We start from the raw sequence: 18,422 nt of genomic DNA, 5'->3' as shown, positions 1-18,422 counted from the left end.
GCCATGGCCCGAACCGTCCAAGTCCGGCGTCTACCAAATGATTTGCGGCTTTGGGCAGGATCGGTCCCATGTACCTCGTTCATACCGCCCTCCAGCCCGGGGCAGCCGGCGGCCCGCTCCCCCCGGATGCCCGCGAGCTTCTCCTGGCCGCCGCGCGGGTCGAGGACCGGATCGAGCACGTCGTCCTCCACCCGCACGCGGTGCCGCACCCGGTCCTGGGGGTCTATCTGCTCGCCGACTCCATGGAGGAGGCCGAGGCGCGGGTCGCCGGTTTCTGCGACCGGGCCCTGGCCGCCGTCCGGCCGTTCACGGGGTGGTGCGCGGCCCCGCCCACCGTGCCGCTCGTCGTTCCCTTCTACGAGCGGCTGCTGGCGGAGTACGGTCGGCCCGGCCGAAACGGGCCAGGACGGCTGCCGCCCGCGTGAGGCGTTCGCACCGCGCTCGGGCTGCGGGCGACGGCCCGAGGAGGGCGGCCTGCGGGCCGGAACGGGTCGGCCCCGCGTAGCGGCTTTCCGCGCCACGCGGGGCCGACGGACCAGGTCAGCGCCCGGCCGGGACGGGCTCGGCGAGGCCGGCCGGGGTGTCCGTCGGGGTACCGGCCGGCTTGGACCGCTCGCGCATCAGGACCAGGGTGAGCCCGGCGGCGGCCAGGACGGCGAAGGCACCCGCGGTGAAGGTGGTGGACGTCGCGGTGGTGAAGGCGTCCCGGGCCGCGGCGGCCAGGCCGTCGTCGCCGGTGGACGAGGCCAGGGCGAGCGCGTCGGTGATCGCGTGGCGGCCGGCGGCCGGGGCGTCGGTGGGCATCGCGCCGGTGTAGGTGCTGGACAGGACCGTGCCGAGGATGGCCACGCCGAGCGCCGCGCCGGCCTGCTGGACGGTGTCGTTGAGCGCCGAGCCGACCCCGGCGTGCTCGGCCGGGATGGCCCCCATCATCGCGGTGGCGGCTGCGGGCATCGCCAGGCCGCAGCCGGCCCCCAGCAGCAGCATGGCCACGGCGAGCCTGGTGAACCCCTCGTCGACGGAGAGGGTCGCCAGCACACCGAACCCGCCGGCGATGACCAGCAGGCCGGAGGCGGTCATCACCCGCGGGCCGATCCGCTTGCCGAGCGAGGCGCCCAGTGCGTTGAAGACCAGGGTGGCCACGGCCAGCGGGATGAAGGAGAGACCGGTGTCGGTCGGCGAGTAGCCGAGAACGAACTGGAGGTACTGGGTCAGCACCAGCATCAGCCCGCCGTTGGCGAAGGTCAGCAGGACGAGCGAGAAGCTGGCGCCGCTGAAGACCCGGTTGCGGAACAGGCCGAGCGGGACCATCGGCGACGAGGTGCGCACCTCCCGGACCGCGAAGCCGGCCAGGGCCAGCACGGTGACGGCGAGCGCGGCGAGGGTGCCGGGGTGGGAGATGCCGTCCTTCGGGAGCACGATGATCGTCCAGACCAGTGCGGTCATGCCGACCATGGAGAGCGCCATTCCGGGGAAGTCGGGCTTGCGCCACGGTCCCTTGGACTCCGGCATCAGGACGACGGCGGCGAGGATGGCGAGCGCGGCGATCGGGACGTTCAGCAGGAAGACCGCGCCCCACCAGAAGTGGGCGATCAGGGCACCGCCCAGGACCGGTCCGCCGACCAGGCCGATCATGGCCACCGCGCTCCAGGCGGCGATCGCCCTGGGGCGTTCCTCGTCGTCGAAGACGGTGATGAGGATGGACAGGGTGCTGGGCATCACCAGGGCGCCGCCGATGCCCATCAGCACGCGGCCGGCGATGAGTTGGCCCGGGTCGGCGGCGAAGGCCGCCAGCAGTGAGGCGGCTCCGAAGAGCGTCAGCCCGACGATCATCACCCGCCGTCGGCCGAACCGGTCGGAGAGACTGCCGGAGGTCAGCAGCAGGCCGGCGAAGACCAGGATGTACGAGTCGATGATCCACTGGATGTCCTGGGCGCCGGCCTTCAGGTCCTCCGCGATCGGCGGGATCGACACCGTGAGCACCATGTTGTCGATCACCAGCACCAGGCTGCTGAGGCAGAGCACGATCAGGATGAGCCAGCGTCGCGGATGACGGTCCATCGTGAACCCTTTCGAGCGTCCGTGCGCCGCCGGGCACACGCGATGACGGATAGCGGAAGGAGCGCGGGAGAGCGGGAGGTGCGGGAAAGAGGGCGCGGGCACACCGCCCTCCGTCCCCACGGGTACAGTGTGCGCCGCTCCGCACACCGTACGGATTCCGCACACCGTTCGTAAAGTCCGAACGGTGTGCGCTTCTCGCGCTATCCTTGGCCGGGAGGCGGCCCGGCGCGCGTCGCGCCAGGCCGGAGCCCCGCTGAATCGAGAGGAGGCCGCCGTGGCGGCCAGGAAAGAGCAGATTCCGTCGGTGTGGACCCGCCCGCAGCGGGCCCGACGGCGGGACCAGCCCGCGCTCAGCCGGGAGCAGATCGTCGCCGAGGCCATCGCGATCCTGGACGCCGACGGGATCGAGGCCCTGAGCATGCGACGGCTCGGCACCCGCCTCAACGCCGGCGCCACCTCGATGTACACCCATGTGGCCAACAAGGAGGAGCTGATCGAGCTGGTCGTGGACGAGGTCCTCGGCGAGCTGCGACTGCCGGACACCACCGCCCTTCGGGGCAGCGGCAGTTCAGGTGCTGCCGGATCCGGCAGCGTCGGATCCGGAAGCGCCGACCCGGATGCCTGGCGGGCGGCCATCACCGAGTGCGCGGACGGTGTGCGCGCGACCGTCCTGCGCCACCCGTGGCTCGTCTCCGTTCTCGGGGACGTGGGCCTGGCCTACCTCGGACCGAACATGATGCGCTTCTCCGAAGCCATGCTCACCGTGCTGGAGGAGGCCGGTTTCGAACTGCTGGAGGCCAACGACGCGATGGGCGTCGTCATGGCGTTCGTCGTCGGCATGGCGACCAGCGAGGCCTCCTGGCTGACCACGATCGCCCGGCACGGCACGGACGAACAGGCCTGGGTGGAGCAGCTGCTGCCCGCCGCCAAGGAGGCCGCCCGGGGGCACCCGCGCCTGCACCGGCTGTACCTCATGCAGCAGAGTCTGGATGCCTCCGCCACCCGCGAGAAGGGCTTCGCCAACGGCATCCGGCTGGTGCTGGACGGGATCGAACTCGCCCACCGGGCCCGGACCGAGAACCGCTGAGCGCCGCGCGGCGAGTCGGTCGTCGCGTCGGGACCGGTGCCGACGGCCGGTTCACCATCGGCCGGCCGCGAGGCCAACCCCGGTGAGGCTAACCCCGGTAAAGGCCCTGAACCGCCGAATAGCCGGGTGTCGAGGCGGCCACCGGACCAGTGGCTCCCGCCCGGATCGCCGTGGCGGTTTCCACGGCGGCGGTCAGTGCGACGCGGTAGAGCAGTGAGCCGAGGCTGACCCGGGCGACGCCCAGGGCCGCGAGTCGGGCGAGGGGCGGGCCGGCGGGGGTGTAGAGGATGTTGAGCGGGACGGAGAGCCGGCCGAGCAGGACCTCGATGGCGGCGGGATCGGCCAGTCCCGGGACGAACACGCCGTCGGCTCCGGCCTGTTGGTAGCTGTCGAGGCGGCGGACGGTCTCCGGGGCGGGGCGGTCGAAGCCGGTCCAGTAGGTGTCGGTGCGGGCGTTGACGAAGAGATCGGGAGCGGCGGCCTTGACGGCTGCGATCTTCGCGGCGTGCAACGGGGCCGGAGCGAGCGTACCGTCCGGGCGGCCGTCCTCCAGGTTGATGCCGACGGCTCCGAGGGCCGACAACTCGGCTGCCAGAGCGGCGACCTCGTCCGGATCGTCGCTGAAGCCGGACTCGGCGTCGACGGAGAGCAGGAACCGGCCCCGGCCGAGGCGGCGGGCGAGCCGGAGGGTCTCCCGGCGGGTGGCCGCGGCGCCGTCGGGCAGGCCGGCCGCTGCCGCCACACCGAGGCTGGTGGTGCCGATCGCGGTGAACCCCTGCTCGGCGAGGGCGACGGCGGAGGCGTGGTCCCAGGCGTTCGGGAGCAGCAGCGGTCGGCCGGGGTGATGGTGCAGGGCGGCGAAGGGGTTCATGAGGCCTCACTCCCAACGGTGTTGGCGTTCACGGTGGCGGTAGTGGCGGTAGTGGTGGCGAGGGCGGCGGGGCCGGCAGTGGTGGCGGCACGCGGGGCGAGGGCTCCGATGACGTCCGCGTAGTAAGCGGACTCGGCGACGTGGAAAGCGAGTTGGCGGAAGGTCCAGCCGGTGCCCGGGGAATGGTCGAGCTGGTCCGGGGTGAGGGTGGCCAGACGGTTGGACCAGATCCGGGCGAGCCGGGTGAGACGGCTGCGGGCCTCGTCGAGGTCGGCCGGGGTGAAGGGGGCGAGATCCGACGGGGTGGTGGCGGCGGAGGCGTGCCAGTGGTCGGGCTGGGTGGGTTCGCCCGCGAGGCGGGCTTCCAACTCGGCCAGATGGTCGATGAGATGATCCGCGACCCGACGGATCGCCTTGTGCTGGGTGCAGGTCCGGCCGTCGACGGCGACCGGCTGGCCGTCCCAGTCCGTCCAGGTGGCGGCGAGGGCCAGGACATGGTCCACCATGGCCGGGACGACCTCGGCGGGCACGTGGCCGCTGGTCGTCGGCGTGTCGTCCGCGAACGGGCCCGCCGGGTCGGAGGCGCCGTGCAGGATGCCCGCCGCGAGGGCGAGGGCGTGCGCGCGACCCGGGCAGACGCGGGGCGGGGCGCCGAAGGACAGTGGGGGCAGGTCGGCGTTCCCGGTGGTGCGCCGGGCGGTGCTCTGGGCGGCCGCGATGTCGAGGACGACCCGGGTACCGGCGGGGAGTTCGACCCCGGCGACCGTGGTGTCGCGGGTGGCGACCCGGCGCATCTCCCGTACGGGCGGGTCGTGGCGCAGGGTCTCCGTGAGCAACGCGGCCGGGAGAACGCCCCGGGCGGCGGTGCGGCGGGCGTGCTCGACCAGGAGAGCGGTGGCATCACAGGCCTGAACGAGGAGGCCGATCCGGTTGGCCGCCCGTTCGGAGGCGAGGGGGCCGGACGCGAGGGGGTTGGATGCGAGGGGGTTGGGCGCGAGGTCGTCAGGCGCGCAGGCGGCGGACTCCGTGGCGCCGGCCGGATCCATCCGCGGCAGCAGCCAGGCCACCGCCGCATCGGCCTCGGCGTCGTCGGGCAGTTCGGCGAAGTACGCCCGCGCCACCACGACGACCGCCCTGGCGACGGCCTCCGGCTCCGCCAGCCCGAGGGACTGTGCGAGGACCCGGACCGCTCGCAGCCGGGCGTCCTGCTCGAATCCGGCCGCAGCCGCCAGGCGCAGTGCGGCGGGGTCGAGGCCGGCCAGGTCCGCCTCCACCAGGGCGCGGCGGGCGGCGTGCACCTCGCCCGTGCTGAACCGGGCCACGGTGGCGCGCAGCCAGGCCACGCCGCCGGGAGGCCCGGGGACGGCGCGCGGCGGCACCGGGTCGGGGCTGGCGAGGGCGGACGTGACGTCCTCGTACCCCTCGAACACGGCGTCGGTGGCGTCGGTGGCGACGGGAGTGACGGCGGGGGTGACGGAGGCTGGACTGGCCGAGGTGGTCATGGGCGTCACGCTAGGGGCGGCACGGTTCGGTGAGCGCCGAACCGTGCCGGGGGCACCATGGAGGCATGTCACTCGCCCAGCTCGCCGGACTGCTCGCCGATCCGACCCGCGCCGAGTTCTGCACGGCGCTGCTCGACGGCCGGGCCTGGACCGCCGGTGAACTCGCCCGGCACGCCGGCGTCGCCCCCTCCACGGCGAGCGAGCACCTGTCCCGGCTGATCGCCGGAGGGCTGCTGGCGGAGGAGCGACAGGGCCGGCACCGGTATGTCCGGCTGGCCGGCCCGGCGGCGGCAACCCTGATCGAGGACCTGTCGACGTACGCCGACACCACCGCGCCCACTCAGCCGCCACCGCGCAATCTGCGTGACTCCACCCGGATGAGCGCCGAGGCCCGTGCCCGGACCTGCTACGACCACCTGGCCGGGCGCCTCGGCGTGGCCGTCACCGACGCACTGCTGGAACGGGGGCTGGTCGCGGACCGGGACGGGCTCACCATCACCCGGCGCGGCCGGGCGTGGCTGGCCGATGTCGACATCGAGCTGCCGGACCGGACGGGCCGCAAGGGGGGCCGTCCGGTCGTCCGCAGCTGCCTGGACTGGACGGAACGCCGCAGTCACCTGGGCGGCGCGCTGGGCGCCGCGCTGTGCCGTACCGCGCTGGACCGGGCCTGGGTGGAGCGGATCGGCTCGGGCCGGGCACTGCGGGTGACGGCGGACGGCCACCGGGCCCTGCGCGAACTGCTCGGGGTGGAGATGGAATCGGGGCGGGGCGACGGCTGACCGCCGGCGGCCCACCGCCGACCGGAGAACAACCGACAGAGAACAGCTAACAGAAAACAGAAAACAGATGTTGAAAGCTGTTATCTGTTTCCTGTTACCCGCCAGCTGTCCGGCCGCAGCTCACTCGCCGTGGTGCGCCGGGCGCCCCACGCCCATCAGGCGTCCGCCATCACGGGCAGGTCGCCGGACGTCTTCCCCAGGTCGATGACGCCGAACGCGGCGCCCTGCGGGTCGCCGATCGCCGCGAACCGACCGAACGGGCTGTCCATCGGGCCGAAGTGGAGCGTGCCACCGCGCTCGGTCGCCCTGGCCACCGTGGCGTCGCAGTCGTCCACCGCGAAGTAGACGCTCACGTACGACGGCACGTCCGGCGGAAGATCGTCCGGGCCCATCTTCATCCGGCCGAGAACGGGCGCCCCATGGACATGGAAGATCTTGTAGTCCACCTGGTCGGTGTCCATCCGCTTCACGCTGAACGGGAAGACGGCGGGAAAGAAGGAGTCCGCCTTGCCCGGGTCACGGGTGAGCACCTCGGCCCAGGTGTACGAACCCGGCGCGCCCTGCTTCTCGAAGCCCTCGTGGCGGCCGGCCTGCCAGACCCCGAAGGCGACGCCGCCCGGGTCCTTGCCGATCACCATCGTGCCGAAGTCGCCGACCTGGAGCGGCCCCATCAGCACCTCACCGCCATTGGCGCGGATCCGGTCCGCGGTGGCGGCGGCGTCCGGCGAGGCGAAGTACAGGCACCAGGCCGACTGGGTCTCCTGGCCCGGCATCGGCGGCACCACGGCGGCGACCGCCTTGCCGTCCGAATACGCCTGCGTGTAGTTGCCGAACTCCGACGAGCTCTCGCTGAACGTCCATCCCAGCACGTCACCGTAGAACGCCTTGGCGCCCTCCAGGTCGGTGAACATCGCGTCGGCCCAACAGGGTGTGCCCTCAAGTCGCGCGGCCATCTCTCTGCCCTCTCCTGCGGTGGTGGCACCTGTCCGGAGGCACATCGCGGCGACTCGCCCCTGGCGATTTGCCCCGATTCGCCACAGTAGCCAGTCCGCCGCCCCACCGCGCGCTCAGCGTTACCCCAGCTCAGCGGCGCCACAGCAGTTGCCACGCCCCACCACAGCCACGCCCTACCGCAGCCGGGCCACCGAAGCACGACGACGGCCTGCCGGTTCGCACCCGGCGGGCCGTCGCTGGACCGATCTGCCGCTACCCGATCGGCGATGACACCGGCGTCGGCAGCGGAGTCGACACCCCTGCGGCCGGCGACGGCACCAGCGGCCGCGCACCCGCCGTCCCGAACCCGCTCGGGCCGGTCGGCACGAGCCCCGGACGCGGCACCGTCTCCACATCACCCGCACCCGAACCCGCCCGGGCCGGAGCCGCCAACGCCGACGCCGACGCAAGCCTTGCCGCGGACGTCCCCAGCCCCGTCGGCCCGAACGGAACCGAGCCGCCCCACGCCGCGCCCGCCGACGACGCACCACCCGGCACCGCGCCCGCCGACGACGCACCCTCCGGCAGCTCACCCACGAAGTGCCGCCGCAGGTCCGCCTCGCCGTACCGGCGGCAGTCCCGGTGCCAGATCATGATCCCGGCGAGCCAGTTCTCCAGTTCGGTCACGTACCCGTCCAGCATCGCGCGCGCCTCCGGCCCCAGGTCGAAGTCGTCGTACAGCACGGGGAACTCGTTCGCCCCGACGTGCTGGAACTGGGCCAGCCGCGAGTGCATCAGGTCGTCGACAATGCGGACGGCCGCCGGGTAGTCGCAGTTGAAGAAGTTCTGCACCACCAGCACCGCGTTGTGCACCTCGCCCTCGTACTCGACCTCCTTCTGGTACGAGTACAGGTCGTTCATCATGCAGGCGTAGTCGGCGGCCGCGTTCTCCAGCGAGCGCATCGGCCCGCTCTCGTAGATCTCCGGCGGGACGGCCTGCCCGTGGGCCAGCCGGCAGAGGCTCATGGTGAGGTCCGAACCGAAGGTCTTCCGGCGCATCTCGATGTAGTCGACCGGGTCGGGGATCCGGTGCTGTGCCTGGTTGTTGAGCTCCCAGAGCCAGCTGAGCGTCATGTCCTCGACCGCCTTGCGGAACTTCCGCCTGGCCTCGACGGTCATCGGCCCGGCGGTGCGGGCCCAGAGGTCGGCCAGGCCGCGCTCCAGGGCGTTGGTCGGCTCCGGCGGCACGCTGCCGTCCACCGGCATGAAGGCCGAGAGACGGTCGTTGGCGGCCTTGGCGCCGGCCAGGTCGCGCGTCCGCCCGAACACCACCGGGAAGTAGTCGTCGGCGTATGTTCCCCAGGTCAACCAGCCTGAGGTGAGGTCGAGTTGCTCGGCGGTCGCGTCCGGGTGGATGCCGGCCGAGCAGAGCGGGAAGTCATAGTCGGCGACCTTCTCGGCCGTCCAGATGTCCGATCCGGCCACGCCCGGCTGCGGCTCCAGCATGCCCACCCGGCCGGACCATTCCACCGTGCTGCGCCGCGAGGCGTCCAGGTGGGGGCTCAACGAGACGGTGAACGGGAGCTTGAAATCGGGCAGTTGGGACGGTCCAACCTTCTGGAACGGCACATGGCTGTGCGAACGCGCCCGCCGCACAGCCGGATCGACGCCCCCGGCCGACCCGGCACCGGACCCGCCGCCCAGCCCACCAGGCACACCGGACGCGCCGCCGGCCCGACCGCCCGCCGCCCCCGACCGCAGGATGTCCAGCGCCGACGTGCCGACCCCACCGATCGCGAACGGGTCCCACCAGTTCGACGAACCCGCCGCCGCCCCACCGCCGTTCATGTACCGGCTGGACCGCATGTGCCACTCGTGGCCGCCCGACTGCCAGTCCTGGAGGCCCTTGACGTACGCCAGGACCTTGGCGCAGCCCTCCGGGTCGAGCCCGGTCTCGGCGAACAGCGAGGGGAGTTCGGTGAACACGGTGTTCTCGAACTGCTGCAGCCGCGAGGTGAGCAGGTCGTTGACGGCGTCCGCGGCCTCCTGCGTCGAGCAGCCCAGGAAGGTCTCCAGCACGAGGACGCCGTTGCTCAGCTCGCCCTCCTCCTCGACCTCCCGCTGGTAGGAGAAGAGGTCGTTGCGCAGGTGGACACCGTCCGAGAAGGCGTCCATCAGCACTCGCAGCGGCCGCGAGCCGGAGACCGTCTTCGGCACCTCCGCGTTCGCCGCGTACTCGATCAGCCCCGCAGACCAGGGCGCGCCGCCGACCTTGCGACGCATCTCGATGTACTCGACGGGGTTGGCGATCCGGCCCGCGTTGATGTTGGCGAGCTCCCAGAGCGACTCGTTGAGCAGGTTCCGGGTGCTCTCCGCGAACCGGACCCGCCAGTCCTCACCCATCGCGGGCACGGTCCGCCGCCACAGGTCGGCCAGGCCGGCCTCGACCGGGTTGGTGGGCTCGGGCACGGGGGTGGCCGGGTCGGCCGGCATGAACAGCGGCAGGCGGTCCAGGTATGCCTTGCCGCCCTCGCGGTCGTTGGTGCGCTTGAAGATCTCCAGGAAGTGGTCGTCGAAGAAGAACACCCACACGTACCAGTCGGTGACCAGCGACAGTGCCTCGGCCGAGGCGTCCGGGTGGGTGTAGGCGCAGAGCAGGCCGTAGTCGTGGGCGTCGAGGTCCGCCCGTGTCCAGATACCCGACCCTTCCAGCATCCCCATCTCCCGTGCCCACTCGCTGGAATGGGTGCGCGCCTCCTCCAGATGGGAGTTCAGGCGCGCCGGATGCGGCACGTAGAAGGAGGGCAGTTCGAACGGCTGAGTCACCGGGCGAGCCTTTCTGGACGTGTCGAGGAGGCCGACCGGCGCGACGAAGCCGGTACGTCCAGCCACGCTTCCGCCCATAAGTCCGCCACCCGGTCGGCTCAGCATTACCCCTGAGCAACGATCTTCACCGGACAACGGGAACAGTCATATGAGATCAATCCTTTTGATCGAACTCCTGCTCCAATTACTGGCCTTCTCTGGTTCACCTGTACGGATATCCGGCCCGGCACCGCGCAGGCGGCACCGGCCGGGGCACCACGGGAGGGTCGGGCGCCACCGCCCGCCCCTCCCGTGGTGCCTCCCCCGGCTCAGCCCTCCCCGCCGCGCTCCGCCCGCCCGGCCGGATCCGCCCGACCCGCCCCCGGCGAGGTGCCGTCGACCGAGTCCCTCGTGAACACCTCCCAGGCCGCGGGCCGCTGTTCCTCCTCCCCGCCCACGTCCTCGGCAGCCGGCCGCACCGGCCCGGGCACAAACCACGACCCCGTCCAGGAGCCCGCCCCGGAGCCCGAACCCGTCCCCGGCTCCGGCCCCGGCTGCTCCGGCTCCGCCGCACCCCCCGCCGGCCCGTCCCCCGGATCCCCCAGGCTCGCCCGGATCAGCGCGGCCTCCTCCGGCCGCCCGATCGCCTCGGTGAACAGCGCCACCCGGTGGGCGTAGACGGTCCGTTCGCCGTCCTCCTCCTTGAGCTTCACATCGTCCATCAGGTCGTTCAGCGGCCCCACCACCGACGGCCCCCGCCGCCCCCCGCCGTCCACGTCCGGATGGTGCAGCGCCGCCCCGGCTCCCGGCGCCGCCCCGTCGAGGAACGGCACCGGCTGCCGGACCGGCCGGACCACCAGGTGCTCGTACAACTCGTCCACCGCCTGGTTGTTGGCGACCGCCGACAACTGCGCCAACGGGCCGATCAGGTCCACCGCCCGCGTCACCTCCTCGTCGTTCCGGGCCAGCCACCACACCACCGCGCTGCCGGGCGACTTGAGCACGTCGTCACCGAGGTAGGCCCGCTTGTTCCGCTCGTACCGCCGCTCGTGCTCCCAGACCTCCTCGGCCTTGCGCACCTCGGAGAGCTTGCCGAGCCGGTCCCGGTCCGCCTCCGGCAGGCCGAGCCCGACCCGCCCGGCCATCGCCACCACCAGCCCGGAGGCGTCCGGGCTCTGCGTGCCGAGCACCCCGTCCAGCCGGTGCCGGACGAGGTCCAGCCGCGCCGGGTGCTCGTACTCGGTGACGGCACGGGCGCGGGCCAGGACGGTCTCGACGGCGAGGCTGCCCGGGTTGGCGTGGACCAGTCCGCTCCGGTTGTGCAGCGGCCGCCACCAGACCGTCGCCGAGAAGACGAAGTCGTAGTCCGGCACCCCGCTGGGCAACGCGACCCCCTCCACCCGGGCTTCCTGGTACGGAAGTTCGGCCGGAGCTTCCGGCGGAACCACCGCCGAGGGATACGGCGGAGGCGAGGGGACCACCCCCTCCCCCTCCGGACCGCGCACGGTCAACTGCGTGACCAGCAGGGCGATCACGGCCGCCGCAACGACCCACACCCACACGGGCCAGCCCAGCCCCCGCCCGACACCGACGGGCACCAACCCGGCCGCGGCGGCCAGGGCGGCGGTGCGGGCCTTGTTCCTGGAGTGCGTGGAGTTCACGGTGTCCTCTCCTCGGTGCGGCGCGCCCCGGACGCGCCGATCGGCTCAATGCCCTGCGCGAGATCGATCTTCTGCCAGAACCGGGCCGCCACTTCGGCCCGGCTCGGCTGCCCCTCCGTCCGGTCCGGGGCGTTCGCCCAGTCGTGTGCGACCAGGTAGAGCCGACTGAGCCGGTCGGCCCACCCGTCGGCCGCGTCGACCAGCACACCCATCAGCCGCTCCCGTTCCTGCGGCGCCACCGACCGCATCGCCGACAGCCACCGCTCGACCGTCGGCCCCCACCGCTGCGCGGGGGCCACCGCCAGCACGCCCCGCCACCCCCGCACCATCGCGGCCGCGGGCACCCACGACAGCGACGGATCGGCCAGTTCCAGGAAGAGCCCCGCATCCGGTGAGTCCGGCCGCCCCGCCTCCAGCCCGTCCCACAACCGGGCCAGCAGCTTCGCGTACAGCCGCGGATCACGCCGGACCAGCTCGAACAGGGCCTCCCGGGCGTCGGGGGGGCCGCTCTCGGCAGTCCCGCGTGCGAGATGGTGCAACCGGACGAGTGCCTGGTCAGGGTGGGTCGGCGCCATCACGTCCAGGCAGATCCGCGCGAGGACCCGGACCAGGTTCGGATGCAGGCCCGAGGTGACCGACCAGTCGTAGATCCTCGCCCGGAAGGCCGAGCCGAACCGCTCATGTGCCAGCCCCCGGGCGAGCACCTCCATCGCTTCGGGCATCAGCCTGGTCTCCGCCGCCCACTGGTCAGCCAGTGTGTAGAGAGGTCCCAACGTGGCGACCCGCAACGACTGTTCGGTGAACCGGGCGACCAGATTCCGCCGGTCGTCCGGGCCCAGCAGCCCCTGTCCCCGGACCGTATCCCCCACCCAGTTCCGGAAGGATTCCCGCAGATCGGGGTAGTACGTCCAGAAGTGGGAGCGGACCGCCGCGTCGTAGGCCAGCGAGTCGAACCGGACCCGTCCGTCGCGGTCGACCTCGACTCGCAGGGCGTTCAGCCGTTCGGTCAGATCGGTACGGTCGAGCCGGGGCCGCTCGTCGGGTGGATGCCTCAACGTGACCAGCAGGTCGTCGGCTTGCCGGAACACCACGTCGGCGGGCGCCCCGTTCAGCATCGCCGCGGTCAGCAGCAACGCCCGCTGGCGGCCCTCGCCGAGTGCGGCCACCTGCTCGGCCACCTCCTTGCTGCGGTCGCTGAGCGCTTCGGCCGCCTGCTTGGCCCAGGACTCGAAGTCGCCACCCGCCCCTCCCCCCGAGCGGGCCTGCGCCACCAGGGCGGCCAGCCGCTGCAGTTCCCGCATCGCGGAGCGCTCCAGCAACTCCGCGAGCACCGAGGCCCGCAGATCCGCCGGCGGGATGCCGATGCCCGCGTGCACCAGGTGACGGGCCAGCACCACATCCCCGCGCGGGCGCTCGATCGTCGCCATCAGCTGCCGGAAGTCCGGTCGGAGCAACTGCTCATGCCCGTAGGGCAGTACGACCACCAGTCGGGCTCCGCGCCGCTCCACCGTGTCCCAGTACGCGGACAGCAGCGGCTGAGCGTCCAGATACTCCTGCTCGGAGGCCCCGGAGAGATCGAACAGTAGCCGGTCTCCGGACGCCAACTCCGTCATGTCGTCCCGCTTGTCGGTCAGGGAGACCTCGCGGAACCGGTCGTCATCCCCACCCAGCCGGTGCAGCAGCATGACGGCGGCGGTCCTCCGCCCGCTACCGGGAGGCCCGGACAGCAGGACGGTCGTACCGGCGTTCTCCAGCCGCTCGGCCGCGACTCCGTAGCCTGGTGGAGGGACGAATCTCTGACTCAGCCAGCGTCGTTGCTCCCGGGCCATGCGCCGTGGATCGCTGCCGGTGCGGACCAGCCGATCCGCACCGGCGATCAGGTAGTGGAAGTGGTTGTGCTGATCGCCGGGCCCGGTGTGCGTCGGCCCCTGGGCCTCGCCGATCCAGGTCCCGTCACCACCATCGGTCACCGCTGGCCGTCCTCGCCGTGGCGGCGTCCGCCGAACTGATGCCTGATGTCGCCGCCCTGCTCGACGTAGCTTCCGCCGTCCCCGTTGAACTGCACGCCCCCGTGCTGCACCTTGTTGTGCTGGTCCCCCGTTCCCGTGTGCAGCGGACCGCTCGCGTTGTTGACGAAGGTCCCCAGGTCGCGGCTGGCGTTGCCGACGCCCCCGTCGTAGTCCCTCGCCTGCACCACGCTGCCGTCCACCCGGCCGGTCCGGACGCGGCTTTCCGGCTCCACCATCGTCTGGGCGATCTGCCGCTCCGCCTCGGCGAGTTGGGGAAGCGCCTCGGCCAGGTCGTCGCCGATCCTGGCGAGGTCGGCCTCCGCGTTGCGGGTGTCCAGCCGGCGGTACTGGCAGTCGGCCAACTCGCCCAGCTCGGCCGGGAGGTCGCGCCGGTTGAGGCGCGTCGCCCGGCCGATCAGGACCGGCACGACCAGCGCACCGCTCTCGAACGCCTCCACGATCTCCCGCCTGGTCCAGTCCTCCGGGTCGTCCAGCGCCCGTCGCCCGTCCGCCGTACGGGCGTCCGCCCAGTGCGCGCCGATGACGGCGATCAGCACGCTGCTGCGGCGGACGGCGGTCAGCAGTTCCTGCGGGAAGCGGCGGCCGACCTTGATGGACTTGCTGGCGCGGAACACCCGCTCGCTGCCGAAGCGGCGCGACAGCTCGCGCTCGATGAGGGTGGCGCCGGTGTCCTCGTCGGTGGTGCGGTAGTTCACGAAGATGTCGGGCATGAGGGATCACCTCTCCAGTGAGTGACGGCAGGATCGGGCCCGGGGTGTGTCGAGGCTTCGACCGGCCTGTGGGTGAAACACCTGCGGATGGAGCGCTACCGGCAGGACGGCTGCGGACGGCGCGGCTCGGGCAAGGCGCCTACGGGTGCAATGCCTTCGCGAGCGCGGGCTGGAGGTCGAGCACGGCCCGGTTGGCCCGGAACCGCGCCAGCTCACGGGCCAGCCGCTCCACGTCGGTCCTGATGGTGGCCGACCGGAGCGCGGGAACGAGCGGCAGCAGCTCCGCCGCCAGCGTGCAGGCGTGCTCGGCCTCCCCGGTGGCCGCGTGCGCGAGGGCGCGCCGGAGGCCGTACCGGGAGCGGCTGCGAACGGCGTGCGGGGGGATCCGCGTGTACTCGTGGTCGAGCACCTCGGCGGCCTGCGCGGGGCGGCCGAGGTCGTAGAGACACCAGCCGGTGACCATGGCTGCCGGGTCGACGAGGTTGGTCGTGCCGAGGACGGGCGCGACGGGTCCGTCCTCCGCCGCCGCCCTGGCCAGCAGTTCGCGCGCCCGGTCGAGGCTGCGCAGGCTGGCCGTGTGGTCGCCGGCCAGGGCGTGGCCCTGGGCCTCCCGTTGGGCGGCGAGGCCCCTGATTCTGGGCGGCAGGTGTCCGCCCTGGGCCTGGGCGACGAGTTGGACGGTCTGGTCGGCGTCGCCCGCGTAGAAGGTGACCAGCGCCCGGCGGACCAGCGCGTACGAGGCGAGGTCCCGGTCGCCACCGGCTTCGGCGAGTTCCACCGCGCGGGCGGTCCACCAGAGCGCGGACGGGTTGTCACCGCTCTCCTGGGCCATCCAGCCCGCGTACTCGGCGTACCGGGCGGCCAGTCCCAGCAGCCTCGGCCGGCTCGACGCGTCGGCCTGGACGGCGAGTTCGCGCAGGGTGTGCGTCTGCACGGTGAGGAGCGGCAGCAGCATGCCGGGGTCGGTGGTCTGGCCGAGCCTGCGCATCTGGTCGAACTGCGCGCGGAAGATTCCCACCGGGGAGCTGTCCCCCGACGGCTCCGCCCCCGCACCGGCCCCGACTCCGGCACCAGTACCACCGAGCACCGCAGCCGCCGCAGGCCCCGCCGCCCCGGCCGCAGTGGCAACCCCAGCTCCCAGCAGCGACGTTGCCCCCACCGTCAGCAGTTGGCGCCGTCCGAGCCCCCCGGGCCAGCGGACGCCGTCGCGGCCGACCCGAAGCAGCCAGGCTTCGTCGTCGGTCGCGGCGCCGTCCACCCCCGTCCCGCGCTCGGGGGATTCGGACGGCACCAGTCTCTCCAGCTCGCCGCCGGCGGCGAGCTGGGCGTCACAACGGCGGGCCAGGTCGAACGGCGGCGTCTTGTGACCGCGTTCGATCTTGCTGAGATGGCCCTTGCTGTAACTGAGCAACTCCGCGAGCCGGGTGAGCGTCAGTCCGGCGGCGAGCCGCCGTCTGCGCAGTTCCGGACCGAACTCATTGGATGCGTGCATGCCAACCCCCTCTCTGGAACCGTCCGCCCGTGGTTCTGCGTCCTGGGCCGGAAGCGGTCTCCCCTCGCTTCCGCATGAATCTTGGCATGCGACTGAGGGGGGTGGACCGGGAATGGCGGCGTTTCCCGTTTCCTCTTTTCCAGGTGCCGATTTAGGGGCGTCTCGGCCTGAGGACAAAGGGAGTTAGCGACAAGTCCATTGAGAGGAGAGCCCAAAGCGCCCGGCGGAGGGATCACCCGGCGCGCGCGCCGCCACCTGCGCCGAGGCTTGCGCCCGCGCACGCGCCTGCCACCAATTCACGCCCGGGGAGCCGCCCGGGAGCCGCCCGCCGAACCGGAGTTCAGGCACCTGCGGACGGCCACCTCGCGAACGCGGATGAACGAGCACCGACCCGGGTGAACGAGATCGGACCCGGGCGGCCCGGGCGCACCCGGCGGAGCGAAACAGAAGGGCCGAAACAGAAAAGCCGGAGCGGAAAGGCGGACCGGTCCGGCGCGACGGGACACCTACCGCGCGTCGTCCTCCCCGCCGCGACGGCGGCTCCAGGCCGCCATCCAGTCCTGGCCCCAGGGGATGCCCACCATCAGCGCGGCCGCGTTCACCATCCACCAGACCAGGCGGCGCAGGCCCGGCTGGCCGGGGCCGACCAGGAGGGCCGCGACGGTGGAGATCCCGACGGAGGCTCCGACGACCAGCAGCACCGCCGCCACCTCCGCCCAGGCCGACGGCTCCGCGCCCGAACCCTCGGTCCGATCAGAGAGAAGGCGCGTTCGAGAGTGGCCTGGCGACGACGGAAGAGGTCCACGACTGTCACGGCGCTCGTCGGCCGTCATCCTGCCCAGCATGCTCATGGAGGAGACTCCTCGGGTTTCTCGGATCTTTCCGGGAAGGTCAGGACTTGGCGGCGGCCGGCTGCCGGCCGGCGGGCCGGCGGGCCGGAGTGGACCGAAGCGCCGCACGACGACGACGCCGGGCGACCGGCGGGCAGCCCCACCACTCACCATCCACGCCCACGGCGCGGCGCCCCCGTGACACCCGAACCACCCGGACCGCCCGGACCACTCACACCGCCCGGACCACCCCACACCCCGGCCCAAGACCAAGACCAAGACCAAGACTGATTGTTCGTCATATCTACGCCACCCCCGTTCGTTGACGATCCACCCCGGATCCTCGACAGCCGGCCTTGTCTGCGGACATGCCATGTCACCCCGAAGGCGGTGCCCGTCACGCGGAAGCGGCAAAGTTTCGCCAATCCCTTGCGAATTGAGTGTCGTCCTGTGACCGTGTAATAACCAAGGGTTTCCGCAAGACCTTTCAGACACTCTTATGGCAGGGAGGTGGGCGCAGGTGGTACGCCGGAAGGCCGACACCGGCGATCGGCCGAGGACCTGGGGAGATGAACTCGCCTACTGGCGAAGCGCATCCGGTCTCCGCCAGGACGAACTGGCGAAGCTGATGAACATTCACCAGACACGCGTGTCCCAGTTCGAACTGGGCAAGTCGCCACCGACGCTCGAAGATGCCACAAGGTTCGACAACGCTTTGCACGCGGGCGGCCAACTGATCAGAAGCTATGAACTGGTCGCCCCCTACTTGCACGATTATCACCCGGACTGGTTCCAGGAGTTCGCGAAGTCCGAGGCCCAGGCGAGCGTGATTCGCGAGTTGCATACCGGCCGCGTCTCCGGACTGCTGCAAACCGAGAGCTACATGAGGGCCCTCTTCGCCGCCCACAACGAAAACCTGGGCACCGCGGAGATCGATGCGCTGGTGCAGGGGCGATTGGACCGACAGGAACGCCTTCTCCTGCCCCGCGACGCCCCGATACTCGTTTCGATCCAGGAACAGGCGACTCTGGAACGCGTGATCGGCGGCCCGGACGTCATGCTCGCACAACTGAATCATCTCCTGGCCAGAATGCGACGCCGCAATGTGGTCGTCCAGGTCCTTCCGTTCGACGCGGCCGCAAGCGCGCGAATGTCCGGGATGGTGCTGCTGGAGATGCCGTCCGGCCGCAGCCGCGTCTATTCCGAGAGCCTGACCCGGGGCCACTTCATCGACGAGCCCGAACAGGTTCGGAATTGGGCCGCCGACTACGATCGGATCAGGGCAGCGGCGCTGTCGGAAGCCGAGTCGGTCCGACTGATCCACCGCGTCATGAGAGGACTTCGCATCCATGTCCCAGGTGCCCGACCTGACGAACGCGACCTGGCGCAAGAGCAGCCACTCGGACGGAAACGGCGGCAACTGCGTCGAAGTGGCCCACGACTTCCCCCTCCTCGTCCCCGTGCGTGACAGCAAGGACCCCCACGGCCCCGCCCTCGCCTTCCCCTCCGATTCCTGGCGGGCCTTTCTCACCGGCCTCCACTCCGGCGACTTCGGCACGGTCTGAGCACGGCCCGAGCACGGTCCGAGTACCGCCCGCCAAATCTCCCGCCGAACCGCCCCCGAACCGCCCCCGAACCGCCCGACGGACCACTCCGGGCGG

General features: G+C 72.1%; 15 protein-coding genes. 5 read left to right on the top strand and 10 right to left on the bottom strand.

Annotated elements, in window-relative coordinates:
• The first annotated feature begins 68 nt into the window (after positions 1 to 68).
• Positions 69 to 425 carry a hypothetical protein gene (locus AB0P06_RS00705; RefSeq protein WP_363603978.1) on the top strand — a complete coding sequence of 119 codons (357 nt, stop codon included), beginning with the start codon at positions 69 to 71 and terminating at the stop codon, positions 423 to 425.
• Between the two features lie 115 nt (positions 426 to 540).
• On the opposite strand, the gene AB0P06_RS00700 is transcribed toward AB0P06_RS00705, so the two are convergent.
• Positions 541 to 2,061, bottom strand: coding sequence for an MFS transporter (locus AB0P06_RS00700; RefSeq protein ID WP_363603976.1), 1,521 nt, complete (start codon positions 2,059 to 2,061; stop codon positions 541 to 543).
• Between the two features lie 274 nt (positions 2,062 to 2,335).
• Here AB0P06_RS00700 and AB0P06_RS00695 point away from each other — a divergent pair, with 274 nt between their 5' ends.
• Entirely contained in the window at positions 2,336 to 3,148 is an 813-nt protein-coding gene (locus AB0P06_RS00695; protein ID WP_363603975.1) for a TetR/AcrR family transcriptional regulator C-terminal domain-containing protein, read from the top strand.
• An 88-nt stretch (positions 3,149 to 3,236) separates the two neighbouring features.
• Here AB0P06_RS00695 and AB0P06_RS00690 read toward each other — a convergent pair whose 3' ends face one another.
• On the bottom strand, positions 3,237 to 4,019 hold the full coding sequence (locus AB0P06_RS00690) for an isocitrate lyase/phosphoenolpyruvate mutase family protein (protein ID WP_363603974.1): 783 nt from the start codon (positions 4,017 to 4,019) through the stop codon (positions 3,237 to 3,239).
• The gene (locus AB0P06_RS00685) at positions 4,016 to 5,521 is read right to left on the bottom strand and encodes a hypothetical protein (RefSeq protein ID WP_363603972.1); all 1,506 of its coding nucleotides are present in this window, start codon (positions 5,519 to 5,521) and stop codon (positions 4,016 to 4,018) included. The genes AB0P06_RS00690 and AB0P06_RS00685 overlap by 4 nt, the downstream gene beginning before the upstream one ends.
• A 65-nt stretch (positions 5,522 to 5,586) precedes the next feature.
• On the opposite strand from AB0P06_RS00685, the gene AB0P06_RS00680 reads away from it, so the two are divergent.
• The gene (locus tag AB0P06_RS00680; protein ID WP_363603971.1) at positions 5,587 to 6,300 is read left to right on the top strand and encodes a winged helix-turn-helix domain-containing protein; all 714 of its coding nucleotides are present in this window, start codon (positions 5,587 to 5,589) and stop codon (positions 6,298 to 6,300) included.
• A gap of 155 nt (positions 6,301 to 6,455) precedes the next feature.
• On the opposite strand, the gene AB0P06_RS00675 is transcribed toward AB0P06_RS00680, so the two are convergent.
• The 7 genes from AB0P06_RS00675 to AB0P06_RS00645 all read right to left on the bottom strand — a co-directional run bounded on the left by AB0P06_RS00675 (position 6,456) and on the right by AB0P06_RS00645 (position 16,632).
• Positions 6,456 to 7,253, bottom strand: coding sequence for a VOC family protein (locus tag AB0P06_RS00675; protein WP_363603969.1), 798 nt, complete (start codon positions 7,251 to 7,253; stop codon positions 6,456 to 6,458).
• 253 nt (positions 7,254 to 7,506) lie between these two features.
• Positions 7,507 to 10,059, bottom strand: coding sequence for a terpene synthase family protein (locus tag AB0P06_RS00670; RefSeq protein ID WP_363603966.1), 2,553 nt, complete (start codon positions 10,057 to 10,059; stop codon positions 7,507 to 7,509).
• A 308-nt stretch (positions 10,060 to 10,367) separates the two neighbouring features.
• Positions 10,368 to 11,699 carry a hypothetical protein gene (locus AB0P06_RS00665; RefSeq protein WP_363603964.1) on the bottom strand — a complete coding sequence of 444 codons (1,332 nt, stop codon included), beginning with the start codon at positions 11,697 to 11,699 and terminating at the stop codon, positions 10,368 to 10,370.
• Positions 11,696 to 13,669, bottom strand: coding sequence for a hypothetical protein (locus AB0P06_RS00660; RefSeq protein ID WP_363603962.1), 1,974 nt, complete (start codon positions 13,667 to 13,669; stop codon positions 11,696 to 11,698). Before AB0P06_RS00660 ends, AB0P06_RS00665 begins: the two co-directional genes overlap by 4 nt.
• A complete protein-coding gene (locus tag AB0P06_RS00655; RefSeq protein WP_363603960.1) occupies positions 13,666 to 14,439 on the bottom strand; it encodes a toll/interleukin-1 receptor domain-containing protein in 774 nt (257 codons plus the stop codon). Before AB0P06_RS00655 ends, AB0P06_RS00660 begins: the two co-directional genes overlap by 4 nt.
• A gap of 139 nt (positions 14,440 to 14,578) precedes the next feature.
• Entirely contained in the window at positions 14,579 to 15,931 is a 1,353-nt protein-coding gene (locus AB0P06_RS00650) for a helix-turn-helix transcriptional regulator (protein ID WP_363603958.1), read from the bottom strand.
• A gap of 506 nt (positions 15,932 to 16,437) precedes the next feature.
• Entirely contained in the window at positions 16,438 to 16,632 is a 195-nt protein-coding gene (locus AB0P06_RS00645; protein ID WP_363603956.1) for a hypothetical protein, read from the bottom strand.
• A gap of 649 nt (positions 16,633 to 17,281) precedes the next feature.
• On the opposite strand from AB0P06_RS00645, the gene AB0P06_RS00640 reads away from it, so the two are divergent.
• Together AB0P06_RS00640 and AB0P06_RS00635 are read left to right on the top strand one after the other, a co-directional pair.
• Positions 17,282 to 18,229, top strand: coding sequence for a helix-turn-helix transcriptional regulator (locus AB0P06_RS00640; protein WP_363603955.1), 948 nt, complete (start codon positions 17,282 to 17,284; stop codon positions 18,227 to 18,229).
• Complete coding sequence (locus AB0P06_RS00635) at positions 18,192 to 18,326, top strand: DUF397 domain-containing protein (RefSeq protein WP_363603953.1); 135 nt, start codon at positions 18,192 to 18,194, stop codon at positions 18,324 to 18,326. The genes AB0P06_RS00640 and AB0P06_RS00635 overlap by 38 nt, the downstream gene beginning before the upstream one ends.
• Positions 18,327 to 18,422: the final 96 nt, after the last annotated feature.

The sequence above is a fragment of the Kitasatospora sp. NPDC088351 genome (assembly GCF_040685575.1).
Classification (GTDB): Bacteria; Actinomycetota; Actinomycetes; order Streptomycetales; family Streptomycetaceae; genus Kitasatospora.
This window is presented reverse-complemented; position numbering and strand designations above follow the sequence as displayed.

Excerpts from the sequence above, each read along its gene's own strand:
- AB0P06_RS00705 (WP_363603978.1), top strand. The coding sequence starts at position 69 with ATGTACCTCGTTCATACCGCCCTCCAGCCCGGGGCAGCCGGCGGCCCG.
- AB0P06_RS00700 (WP_363603976.1), bottom strand. The coding sequence starts at position 2,061 with ATGGACCGTCATCCGCGACGCTGGCTCATCCTGATCGTGCTCTGCCTC.
- AB0P06_RS00690 (WP_363603974.1), bottom strand. The coding sequence starts at position 4,019 with ATGAACCCCTTCGCCGCCCTGCACCATCACCCCGGCCGACCGCTGCTG.
- AB0P06_RS00685 (WP_363603972.1), bottom strand. The coding sequence starts at position 5,521 with ATGACCACCTCGGCCAGTCCAGCCTCCGTCACCCCCGCCGTCACTCCC.
- AB0P06_RS00680 (WP_363603971.1), top strand. The coding sequence starts at position 5,587 with ATGTCACTCGCCCAGCTCGCCGGACTGCTCGCCGATCCGACCCGCGCC.
- AB0P06_RS00675 (WP_363603969.1), bottom strand. The coding sequence starts at position 7,253 with ATGGCCGCGCGACTTGAGGGCACACCCTGTTGGGCCGACGCGATGTTC.
- AB0P06_RS00655 (WP_363603960.1), bottom strand. The coding sequence starts at position 14,439 with ATGCCCGACATCTTCGTGAACTACCGCACCACCGACGAGGACACCGGC.
- AB0P06_RS00650 (WP_363603958.1), bottom strand. The coding sequence starts at position 15,931 with ATGCACGCATCCAATGAGTTCGGTCCGGAACTGCGCAGACGGCGGCTC.